Genomic DNA, 12,183 nt, shown 5'->3' with positions numbered 1-12,183 from the left:
GGTGCGGTTTGCGGGGTCAGGATTCCCTATCGGGATTCCTTTAATCCGCAGTTTTATCTTTCAGTTTTGCGAGCGCTTCCCATCTCGGGTCAACGCGCTGTTCCTTGGAACACTTGCATTTTTCCGATCCTTGTATTTCGCCGCACGTCGGGCACAAACCCGGGCAATCCGGCGTGCACAAAGGTTTCATGGGGATGCTCAGCATGAATTCGTTAACGATAATCTCCCCGAGATCTATTTCAGATCCCTGGATGATGAGTTCGTCACCTTCTGCTTCCAGAATCTCATGCTCCTCCGCATAAGATCCGGATTCCGTTGTCAGGACGAGGCTCAGGTCGATCTCCTTGTCCAAATCGAAATCCTTGATACAGCGTGAGCACTGGAGATGCAATATGCCTCGAACCGAGCCCGTGAGGAATATTTCTTTTCCGCTCCTGGTCAGCTTCACGTTACCCGCAATTCGGGGATCCAGGCTGAGGGCCTCCTTTTGAGGCAATTTTTGCAGGGCGAGTGAGAGAACGTTCTCCTGGCCTGAGAAGCTTAATTCTAAATCTTTATCGTTAAGTTCTTCAATTTTGATCTTCATAGCTCCAACCTCAAGAGAAACAATTAAAATATACCATCTTGGAAATTCAGTCAAGGCGAAAGTTCGCTTAACGGTTTAACGATCCATCGTATTTTGGTCGTTGACAAAGATAATGTGCTTGTAGGAGTGCTATCTCTGGGGATGTGGCGACTAAGACAATTAGTCAGAACCGGAACGCATTACAGCCGAAGAGGTTTACAAAAAGTTGAAAGACGGCTCCACTCTCCTTGTCTGCGCCTATGATGACGAAGACAAATTTGGCACGGTGCATCTGAAAAGAGCCATTTCCTACAACACATGAATCTTCTTTCCGAGCATTGACCGTTTCGGTAGAAATTTGCTCTACAGTATATCGCTCAGTCTGTGCTCCGCACTCCGAGCTGTGATTGGTGCAACGGTTCCGGAAGGACCCGTGAATGCCCCGACCGGAAGAAGGACGTGCGATCCAGCACCTTCTCCTGGAACTCTTCCAGGTACAGGTAGATCACTGGTGTAATGTACAGAGTGATGAACTGAGACACGACGAGGCCGCCTACGATCACCAGCCCGAGCGGCCGGCGAGATGCCGCATCAGCGCCGAAGCCCACCGCGATGGGGATGGCGCCAATGACCGCAGCGAGGGTCGTCATGATGATAGGACGGAATCGGTCCATGCTCGCGTCGTGGATAGCTTTTTCGGCCGGTTCACCGGCCTCTACCCGCTGGCGCGCGAAGTCGACGATCATGATCCCGTTTTTTTTGACGATCCCCATCAGCATGAACATACCCACGAATGCATAGAGGGACGCCTGCTCTCCAAACAGGAGCAAGGTCACTAACCCGCCTACCAGGGCAGTGGGAAGGGTCGAAAGCACCGTGAGCGGGTGGACGTAGCTCTCGTAGAGGATGGCAAGTATCACGTACATCACAAACACAGCCAAACCCATGAGGACTGTCAAATCCTTGACCGTGTCTCTGAAAGTCAGGGCCTCGCCCTGTAAGTTGGCACGCATGGTCGGCGGCACGATCTCTGCCGCTGTCTTGGCGACGAAATCGGTGGCCTCACCCATTGCAACCCCCGGCTTGAGGTTGAAGTAAAACGTAACACTCGGAAATTGATTCAGGTGGTTCACAGCCTGGGGGCCAAGCGTAGTCTTCCACGTGACCAGGGCATTGAGCGGCACCATATTCCGACCGTCATCGGACTTGATATACAAGAGCGAAAGGTCTTCGGGTTTCGACCGTTCGGCGTCTTTGACCTCTAGAATGACTTGGTACTGGTCTTCGGGCTTCTTGATCAGGTACAGATAGTTTTGGGAGTACGCATTCCGCAGAAGACCAAGAATCCGCGCCTCCGAGACTCCGTACGTTCTGGCCTGATCGCGACGGATGTCGATGTCCACGTTGGGCGTGTTGTTGAAGTAGTCCCACGAGATGGTCTGAAACCCCTGATACTCTCTCAGCTTCCCCATAAGCTTTCCGGCCACCTCGTACACTTGACCGGCGTTCACCCCGGACAGGGAGAATGCATACTGCCCCTGATTCCGGTTTGTGGCGCCTGTGCTGATCTCCAACACAGGGAAGGGACGCAAGAAGGGGAATACGCCGGGAATAGCGCCTAATTTTCCCATCAATTGCCCCGCGACAGCCTGGATGGGCGCACGCTCATTGGGTGGATTGAGGAACGCGAGCAGCAATCCTTGGTTGGATGACAGAAACTGATTGTTGCCCGTCATGGTGAAAGTGGCGTTGACAGCAGGGTCCTCGCTGAGGATCTCGTCGGCTTGATCCTGAAGGCGATACATCTGCTCGGGCGATGAGCCCTCCCGGGCGATCATCACGCCCCAGATGAAGCTGCTATCACCGGTTGGTAGGAACGTCTTTGGGATGAGCATGAAAAGCCATATCGTACCGACGAGGCAGACGCCCCAGATCAATGCAGAGATCCACCGCCGCCGCAAGAACCACCAAAGCGACCTGCCATAAGCGGCGAGAACCTTTTTCTCCGCGCCACCGATGACCCGTTCCATCCATGTTCTCTTGGCGCCGGGCCCCCGGTCTTTAAGCAGCCTTGCGGACATGAGCGGTGTGAGCGTCAGCGACACAAGACCGGAAGCAAAGATGGCAACCACGATCGTGATGGCGAACTCACGAAATACGCGACCCATCAGTCCGGACATGAAGACCAAAGGGATGAATACTGCCGCCAACGAGATGGTCATCGAGAGAATTGTGAAGCTGATTTCCCGGGCGCCGTTGATGGCCGCCTCCAGCGCCTTCTCCCCGTGCTCCATACGACGTACCGTGTTCTCCAGGAACACGATCGCATCGTCAACGAGAAACCCGATTGCCAGGGTAAGGGCCATGAGCGACAAGTTGTCGAGGCTGTACCCGAGCGCGTGCATCACAACAAAAGTAAGCAGAAGCGACAATGGTAGCGCCACGACGGGAATCAGAGTATCTGTGGCTCGCCCAAGAAACAGGAAGATTACGATCACCACCAGAACAAACGCGATCACGAGCGTCTCTTGCACGTCCCGGACGCTGTTGACAATCGTCTGCGAACGGTCGTAAATCGTCGTGACACGCACCGAGCCCGGGAGTTCTTGGCTGATCACCGGAAGCAAATCGCGGATGCTCTTCGCTACCTCTACTGCATTGGACCCGGCTTGACGGAAGACAGCGACGACCACGGTGGCTGACGGAAGAGGGTAGCCTCGCAGCCAGAACCGCATGTTTATCCGCTCGTCCTGGACGGAGTCCTTCACTTGGGCCACATCGCGGAGGTACACCGGAGCGCCGTTCCTGGTGGCAACGATAAGATCACCGTACTCTTGGGCGTGTTCCAGTTGGCCTCGCGGGCGCAACAACGCCGTGCCCGCTGCATCGTCGAACTGCCCGGCGCCGACGTACGATGTGCCATTTCTGACCGCGGCAGTCACATCATCCACGGATATGCTTCGTGCCCACATTTTGGATGGATCCGCCTTGACACGGACCGCGCTCTTCGTGCCGTACACGATCGCTCGGCTCACACCCGGCAAAATGCTAATCCGCTGACCGACCTGGGTACTCGCGTAGTCGTAGAGCTGGCCTCGAGTCACCGAGTCACTGGTGAGCGCGATGTACAGGATCGGCTGGTCGTTTGGGTTGGTTTTGGAGAAAGTCGGTGGCGAAGGCAGGTCCACGGGCAGGTTGCCCGTAGCCTGAGTGATAGCAGTCTGCACGTCCGTAGCCGCGGCATCTATGCTCTTTTCCAGCACAAACTGAAGGGTGAGGCTCGTGTGTCCCTGGGAACTCTTGGATGTCACGAGTTCCAGTCCTGGAATCTGCATGAACGCCCGTTCCAGAGGCGTGGCAATGTTGTTAGCCATTGTGTCCGGACTAGCTCCCGGATAATTCACCTCAACCTGAATAACCGGGTAATCAACGGCCGGAAGGTCGTTCACCGGGAGTCGTAGATAGCTAAGCACGCCGAAAAAAATCACTGAGACCGTCAAGACTGCAGTCATAACCGGTCGGCGAATGAAAGGCTCCGAGAGGTTCATGACTCGTTCTCCTTGTTGCCTGCCGGCCGGGTCTGCACGGAGCGAGACTCCTGAACGTGTACCTGGGCCCCGGGCGTTACCGCGATCTGGCCGCTGACTACTACTCGCTCATCGGGTTTGAGACCTTGCTCGACCACAACCAACTCGTCTTGACGTTGGCCCAATTTCACCGGCCGCAGCTCGGCAGTGGAATCCTGTTTAATTACGTACACAAATTCGCCTTTTGCGGACATTTGAGGTGCGTCTGCCGGCACGAGCACAGCCTCTTTCAAGGTGCTCAACACAAGCCGAACCTTGACGAATCGACCAGGCCAGAAGTAGTGATCGCTGTTGGCAATCGTTGACCGCAGCTTAACCGTCCCCGTACCTTCCTGAACGGCATTGTCCAGAAACGTAAGCTTCCCGTCTCTCGGTCTGGTGGGCTCGTCAGGCAAGCGCACTTCCACCTTGAGCGTTCCTTGCCGCATGTTCCGTTGCACAGCCGTAAGGTCTGTCTCTGCAATTGTGAAATCCGCGTAGATGGGGTCCAACCGCTCAATGACCAGGAGCGAGCCTGTGTTCGCTGCCACGACGTTCCCGATATCCACGAGCCTCTGTCCTGCTCGACCGTCAATCGGTGAGCGGATGGAGCAGTAATCCAGATTGAGCCGCGCTGTCTCAACGGCAGCCTCGCTCTGTCGCACCTGGGCCTGTGCCACATCGAGCGTGTTTTTCCTCTGGTCGTATTCCTGCTGCGACACGGAGTTCGTCTTGAGCAGGTCGGCGTAGCGGTTGAACTGGATTTTGGCGAGTTCCAACTGCGCTTTTTTCTCCGCAAGAGTGCCTTCGGCCGAGGCGAGTTGAGCTTCGTACGGCCGAGGATCGATAGTAAAAAGCAGGTCGCCGGTCTTGAGGTCCGCGCCGTCGGTGAAGTGGATTTTGGTGATGCGGCCGGAAACCTGCGGTTGGATGGAGACCACCTCTCTGGCGACAGTTTTGCCGATCCCGTCGAGGTAGACGGGCACGTCCTGCGTGACTGCCGAGACAACCGACACGGGCGCGGGCGGCCGGTCGAACCCTGACTGAGGCTTCTTGTCACAGCCCACCAGCACAATGGCCAAGAGGCAGACGACAACCAGTGCCTTAACAGAACGTGTTTTCATGCGATGATACTCCGCTCATACGTTATGAACCCTTCGCGAGAGGGAATTTCATTGTTGGTTCTGAATTCTCTGACAATGGGGACCAACACCAAATTGTCTCGTCTCAGACGATGGTGCCTCGTATCATTGATTTTGTCTGCTCGTCTGAGATCTTATACCCGACCATAAGACATCCGACATTTCCTTCAGACAATCGGGTAAAGGTTTTGACGGGTCCAGCGACCACAGGACAGTCGTGCCAAAAAGCGCCCGCTGGAACTGAAGCGCTAATTCAGTCGGTGTCAAATCGTCTCGGATCTCGCCGCGTTTTTGTCTCGCGGCCATGACACCTGCAAGCATCTTCCTGTCTTTTTTCAAATCGGCTGCCATTCGCTGACGCGCGGAGTCACTCGCAAAGAACGGCACAAGAAGGCTCCGTGCCAGCGCTGGACAGTCGGCAAATTCCTCGGTAATTATCGAGGCAAGTCTATACAGCACTTGATCCATTGATTCCGTAGAATGAATTGCTTTCGAAACAAATTCCTTGATCTTTCCCATCTGTGACTGGCACAGATAGGTGAGGATGTCTTCTTTACTGGGAAAATAGTTAAAGAACGTCCCTTTGCCGACATCAGCCGCATTGGTAATATCTTCTACGGTAGTCGCCATGACCCCGCGTTCGGAGAAAAGCCTTAAAGCCTGCTGTACGATCCGTTCGCGTGTTTCGGTTCGTCGCTTCTCGCGTCTGTTGGGCGGTTTTCCGCATGACGGCGAATTCTCCGAATTTGCATGATGAAGAGCATTGTCCATAGGCTTCCCCTACTCATGACTTCAAGTCTTTTATGACCATAAGTCATGTATGGGGGAAGGTCAAGGGTGCCCGGTGGAAATTTTGGAGCACTAACGAAATTTTTGTAACGCTATCTGCGACGAGAGTCCCCGGCAGAGGATCTTTGCCACGTGGCCATCTATATCCTCGCGCAAAACTGAGAGGTTACCTGGTAAGTATCGATTCAGTTATTCGTGGGAAAAATCCCCCCTTCCCCCCTTTATGAAAGGGGGGTGAAGAAGGCACCTGCAATTCCCCCTTTAATAAAGGGGGGGGTAGGGGGATAGGCGTTAAAATAAGAGCATCCACTTTCAACTTTCCTGGTGGAGGTCGGCGTCTCTGCCGACCCATGTTGACGGAAAACGTCCGCGAACAGCTAGGAATCCACGATTCAGCACTAACTTAATCGTTGTCATTGCGAGGAGCGCAGCGACGTGGCAATCGCCTGGCACTCAGGCGCTTAATTTCAGGCGATTGCTTCGCTTCGCTCGCAATGACAGTCATTCAGACACTCTGGCAAAACGTTCGCGGTTCGCTTCGCTCACCGGCAGGTCTCTGGGAAATGATGACTTTCTCTCGAGACGCAAGCTCGACCCCTGTAGATCCCCGTCCGATTCCGGAATCCTAGCCCGGAAGGATTGGATAGGAGTTCCAGAATTAAGCATGATGTCCCCAGAATTCCCACGGCAACTGTTCAAGAACATCTGAAATAGTCGCTTTCATCTTGAGAGGAGCTTCGTCCCCTCTATCGGGGGGAGCGGCGGAGGTGCGCCTGATGGCTTCGCGCCATGAGGATTCGAGCGAGGAGATTCATCTGACGGTTTTGCGCCATGAGCCTCCAAGTATTGGACAATTTCGGGCTTGTTACGGGCGGAGGCAAGGCCCAGAGCCGTTTCGCCGTGCCTGCACCTGACGTTGAGATCGGCCCCATTGGCGATAAGGACCTTCACCACTTCGAGATTTCCTGATTCCACTGCGGCCATGAGGGCTGTGCTTCCTACCATTGTCCTGGCATCGAGATCGGTTCCTCCGTCGAAAGGAATTTCCATCGACATACCAGACTTCCGGATGACCATTCGCCCTCGCTCGTCTCTCGCATTGACGTCTGCTCCCTTGTCGATGAGGAACTTCACGGCTTCGAGATGTCCATTTCTGGCAGCCTCCATTAAAGGCGTGTAGCTGTTATTTCCTTTGATATTGACGTCAGCTCCCTTGTCGACGAGGAATTTCATAATCTCGAGACGATCTGTCATGGTGGCGAACAGAAGTGCCGTTTCGCCGTGCCTGCCCACTGCATTTACATCGGCTCCCTTACTAATGAGGAACTTCACGGCTCGGAGATTTCCACCCGTGGAAACGCGCATGAGGACCGTTGTGCCGTCTTTACTTTTTGCATTCACATCGGCCCCTCTATCGATCAGGAATTGAAAGACGTCGAGGTTTTGCTGCGATGCGTGGGCCGTGAGCGCTGTGTCGCCGTTCTTGTTTGCTGCATTGACATCCACGCCATTATCGACGAGGAACTTCATGACTTCCAGGTTTCCCCCGGACGCGGCAGACATGAGCGTGGTATCGCCCTTGTTGTTCTTGCTTTTGACGTCGAGGCCCTTGTCGATGAAGAACTTCAAGACTTCGATGTTTGATTGGGACGCGGCGTACATGAGGACCGTCCCACCGTAAAGGTCTTTGGCATACACGTCAGCCCCCTGATCGATGAGGAATGTGATGAGTTCAAGGTTTCCCGCCGAAGCAGCGGTCATCAGAGCAGTCTTGCCTCCGTCGGTCGCGTCATCTGGATCGGCTCCGCCACCAATGCGGATCTCGACGGTTGCGTTCAGGATGACTCCCTGGTCTCTTCGATCTTTGGCATTAACGTCGGCTCCATGATTCAGAAGGAATTTAATGAGATCCAGATTGTTCTTTCTGACAGCCTCTATCAGGACCGGAGCGCCGATATTGCCTTTGACCTGAGCTCCTTTGTCGATCAGGAGCTTCATGATATCGAGACGATTCCCTTCGGTAGCTTTCAGAAGTGGCGTTTGCCCGAGTCTGCCCATCGCATTGACATCGGCTCCCTTGTAGATCAGGAGTTTGACGACTTCGATACGTCCCCGCGCGGCAGCCACCATGAGGGCCGTGTCTCCGTATTTGTTCATTGCATTGACATCTACACCTCTATCGATGAGGAACTGGAGGACTTCGAAGTTGGTCCTCACGACAGCACTCATGAGCGCAGTGTCGCCCTTTTGGTTCTTGGTTCTCACGTCCACGCCCTTATCGACGAGGAATTTCATGAGCTCCAGGTTTCCCTGGAACGCAGCGGACATGAGGGCCGTGCCACCGTATGCGCCCTCGTCATGTATATTCGCCCCCTTATCAACGAGGAGTTTCACAAGTTCGAGATTTCCTAAGGCGGCAGCGCTAAGAAAGGCCGTTTCATCCGATTCGGTCTTGGCCTTCACGTCAGCGCCCTTGTCAATAAGGAGTTTTACCGCTTCGACATTTCGCGACCTTGCAGCGTATATGAGAGCCGTAATGCCGCTGTTACCTCTGGCATTGACGTCAGCTCCCTTATCGAGGAGGACTTTCATGATTTCAAATTGTCCTCGCTCGGCAGCATACATCAGGGCCGTTCCGGATTGGTCTGTTGCATTGACGTCAGCTCCCTTATCGAGGAGAAATCTCACAAGTTCGAGATTTGTCGACAGCACGGCCTGCATGAGGACTGTTCGGCCGTCCTCCCACTTTGCATTCACGTCCGCACCTTGTGCCAGCAGGTTCTTCACCGCTTCCAAACGATGCTGTCCGGCGGCACGCATCAATCGTTCATTCAATGAGAGGTCAGCCTGGGATTCTCTCGACCGATTCTGTATCGCTTCTTGCCGATACTCACCTTCGATTCGGACTCTGAAAGATGCTTCGCAGACCCTATGTATCTTCCCATTCTTTATGTACGAGACAGTATGGAATTCTTGTCCTTCATATTCCGGCTGTTCTCCCGGATACTTGGTTTCGTAATACGTAATGCCGTTATATCGGAACCATCCGGTGACATTGCCCTGACAGTGAGGAACAGGGTGTCGTTCATTGAGTCGGATTCCCTGTAATTCGTGCAATAGTTGCCTTTTCTTTGAATTGGAGAATCCGTCTTCTTCAGCGTTCAACAAATCAAAGAAATCATATCCACAACCCGGTCCGGCGCCACTTGCATATAGGAGTTCGACGAGAGTCTCTTCTTTTCCATCGTTGTCGAAGTCTATTTTTCCTGCTTTACCCACGCCCGTTTCTGAAAAGCCGCTCTTACCAATCATCTCATTTGTGATCGAATGAGGCTGATCGAAACGGATATATTCAGGCGACGAAGCCTGTATACGTTTACATAATTCAGTGTCGACTGATTTCTTATCGAACGATTCTGTGACATGCACAGAAAAGCGGCAGGCATTTCCTTTGTTTCGTGCCGCACCAACAGGTGACGAACGGACTAAATATTCCTTATAGTTATGATACAGCAAATGATGCCCATCGGAGAACGGGACTAATTCAATTCTCTGTGTCCATGAATTGTCATCATTTCCATCTTCTTCGGCCATTTCATTCCCATCGTCAGCCTCTGAAATCCCCTTATTTGTGCTGTTGTCCGTCAAGCTGACCCAAGGAATATGTGCGGTGCCTCCGTACTCGATCTCTACGTGCATAGTTCCACTTTCATCGGACTTCAAAACTGAATTACCCGAGCCAAATATCTCACCGAGCCGCCCTTGATTGGCGTAGGCCGCCACGTATTCGCAGAAATTATCAATGGGATGATCGACGATATTAAGGCTGAGAAAGGAATCGATTGCGGGTGTGGACTTTCCTTTAAGTCTTTTGTATTGCAGGTAAGCGTGCTTTATTTCCTTCGTTAGTTCAATTTTTTCCTGAAACGATTCAACCACTGGCAACTGGTTCTGTAAACATCCGCCAAGATTCAGGTACGCCACTGAGCGTGTCGGGTCCAATGTGATCGCCTTCTTGTAGATCTCAATCGCTTCCGCCATTCGAAATACTTTTTCCAGGAAGAATCCATAGTCGTTCAGGATACTCGCGAATGCCTTATCGGAAAGTCCCCGGGGCCGCTCTTTGACGGCTGTTCTGATACCGGCAGCTTCAAGAAGATTGATTGCGATTCTAGTTTTTTCATAGTCTTGCTTGACGTCCTTGTGGTGATACTGCCTCAAAGCATCAGCATGCGCGGCGCGAAGTCGCGCGGAGGTGACGACCGCTTTGTCGGGATCGATCACCATAATTGATCCATTCAGTCCTACAAAAACAATGTTGCTGTTTCGTGCCGGTGCGGCTGAACTTATATACTGGGGCATAACGTATTCGGATATGGCCTTCGGAGATTTCGGGTCACTTACATCGATAATATGGAGTGCATTGTCCACTGTAGAAAGATAGATTGTCTCGTCGCTGACAAAAGTCACTTCTGCACCAGAATAGTTGCCTTGCAATGCACCCAATCTCTCAGTTTTCGGGAAGAATTTTCCTAAGATTTCGGCCCGTTCATCAGTCAAGAGAAGAATTCCGTTGGGCAGAATAGCCTTGGGGTCCCCTATGTGACTTTCTCTCTCTAACTCCACTTTTGGACTCAACGGATTGGAAATATCAAAGACCGTTAAATTCTTATGCACATTTTGAACCAGCAAGTGTTTGCCGTCGGGAAGTGGGTAAAATTCATATGCGGGTGTAGAGTACCTTTTCGGGTCCTTGACGCTTGCGAGCAGTTTAGGACCACTATCATGAAATACCTGAAAGATGTGAAAAATAGACCGTTCTGCATTCTTCTTCGTGAGGTATCGTTCTGAAACGAAGAGATATTTACCATCAGCAGAAAGACGAGCCTTTAGAATATCCAGCTCAACTCTTCCAACCTCTCGCAATGCTTTTGGGTTGTTAATATCCAATGCAATAACACCGTACCAACCTTTCGGATCCTGCCCTTGAAAATACGTACTGTACAAAAACAGGGTTTTCTCGTCGGGACTCATGTCCATTCCTATCGGACTGGTTACGGGAAAAAATGTGATTTGGCCGATTTTGGTCACATCAGAAATGTCAAAAATATACAGACCAGTTTTGTCAGTAGGTTTAGGGCCCCCGTCATTCCGAACCAGTGCATAGAGGAAATTGGGAGAACTTTTCGGGATTATCAGTTTTTTGACGTACCCATCTACAGGCAGTGTATTTATGATGTACGGATAAGGGTTTTTAGCAGCCTTTGCTTTTGTGGCCGATTCACTCGCGACGCAATTGGCGGCAGTTAAACAGAAAAAGAAGGCGCACACTACCATAAGGGCTATCTTCGGCTGAAATCTTATTTTCACGGTAACCTCCCCAAAAGAACAAGACCGGTGGTCTGAATAGGCCACATAGCTTGTCTGAATCCAAAATGCTCCTCTCACCGTCCCACCATTCAGTCGGGATCAAGTCCGCAGCCCATCGTGTCACCCTGGGCTCCGCATGGCACAGGTTCGCCACACTGATGTGTCCACAAGGACCACCTCCACTGCTCCGTGATTCGTCATCTTGGGATGGCTTTCAATTGCTTTCCTGTCCCGCCAGATTGTACCAGCCTCTTACACTTTCTCTGGCTATCAGAGCTTCAGGTCCAAGTTTCACCAATGTGGTTTTTTCTCTAATCCCTGTTAATTCGCATGCCTATTTAAGCAGATTGTCGTCAACATTCAGTGTGGTCCTTACCTTAATGCACCCTTCATCTAAAATATGTATTTATTTGTATCAAGAGTATACTGCGTGTCAACAGGTGAATATCCGGCTCATCATATGAAAACATTCGAAAAGAATGGTATGAGAATTCCAGGTAGAATCCGAGGACTCGGTGAAAGGGCTCTCATTTATTGCTCAATACCCGTCTAGTTCTTCATTATTGATTCCAGGGCCCAAAACAGGTATAAAGATGCAGTCTTGCAAGTGATTTCGCATAAAGCGTTTCCGTGCGGCATGTCTTGTGATACTCCGCTCCAGGCCTATCAAAACAGCCGGAACCACAGGGACTCTGCTCGGAACTGACTAAGATGCGAAATCAAATGACGTTGTCTACGAATTCGGAGCTTT

Annotated in this window: 5 protein-coding genes; all 5 read right to left on the bottom strand. The window is 52.1% G+C overall.

The genetic code is table 11. The features are described 5' to 3' along the window. Window positions 1-40: 40 nt before the first annotated feature. Window positions 41-586, bottom strand: coding sequence for a YceD family protein (locus DESTI_RS28465; RefSeq protein ID WP_014808903.1), 546 nt, complete (start codon window positions 584-586; stop codon window positions 41-43). A 356-nt stretch (window positions 587-942) separates the two neighbouring features. Next, a complete protein-coding gene (locus DESTI_RS05145) occupies window positions 943-4,113 on the bottom strand; it encodes an efflux RND transporter permease subunit (protein ID WP_014808902.1) in 3,171 nt (1,056 codons plus the stop codon). Continuing rightward, window positions 4,110-5,255, bottom strand: a complete 1,146-nt coding sequence (locus DESTI_RS05140) for an efflux RND transporter periplasmic adaptor subunit (protein WP_014808901.1) — start codon at window positions 5,253-5,255, stop codon at window positions 4,110-4,112. Before DESTI_RS05140 ends, DESTI_RS05145 begins: the two co-directional genes overlap by 4 nt. Before the next feature lie 123 nt (window positions 5,256-5,378). After that, window positions 5,379-6,044, bottom strand: coding sequence for a TetR/AcrR family transcriptional regulator (locus DESTI_RS28460; RefSeq protein ID WP_014808900.1), 666 nt, complete (start codon window positions 6,042-6,044; stop codon window positions 5,379-5,381). A 738-nt stretch (window positions 6,045-6,782) separates the two neighbouring features. Next, entirely contained in the window at window positions 6,783-11,432 is a 4,650-nt protein-coding gene (locus DESTI_RS05130; RefSeq protein ID WP_014808899.1) for an ankyrin repeat domain-containing protein, read from the bottom strand. Between the last annotated feature and the right edge of the window lie 751 nt (window positions 11,433-12,183).

Origin of the sequence: Desulfomonile tiedjei DSM 6799, from assembly GCF_000266945.1 — a bacterium.
GTDB lineage: Bacteria > Desulfobacterota > Desulfomonilia > Desulfomonilales > Desulfomonilaceae > Desulfomonile > Desulfomonile tiedjei.
The sequence above is the reverse complement of the archived record's forward strand: the minus strand, read 5'-3'. Positions and strand labels throughout refer to the sequence as shown.

What these genes read in the sequence shown, in the direction of transcription:
- DESTI_RS28465 (WP_014808903.1), bottom strand. Translation starts at nt 586, where the DNA reads ATGAAGATCAAAATTGAAGAACTTAACGATAAAGATTTAGAATTAAGC.
- DESTI_RS05145 (WP_014808902.1), bottom strand. Translation starts at nt 4,113, where the DNA reads ATGAACCTCTCGGAGCCTTTCATTCGCCGACCGGTTATGACTGCAGTC.
- DESTI_RS05140 (WP_014808901.1), bottom strand. Translation starts at nt 5,255, where the DNA reads ATGAAAACACGTTCTGTTAAGGCACTGGTTGTCGTCTGCCTCTTGGCC.
- DESTI_RS28460 (WP_014808900.1), bottom strand. Translation starts at nt 6,044, where the DNA reads ATGGACAATGCTCTTCATCATGCAAATTCGGAGAATTCGCCGTCATGC.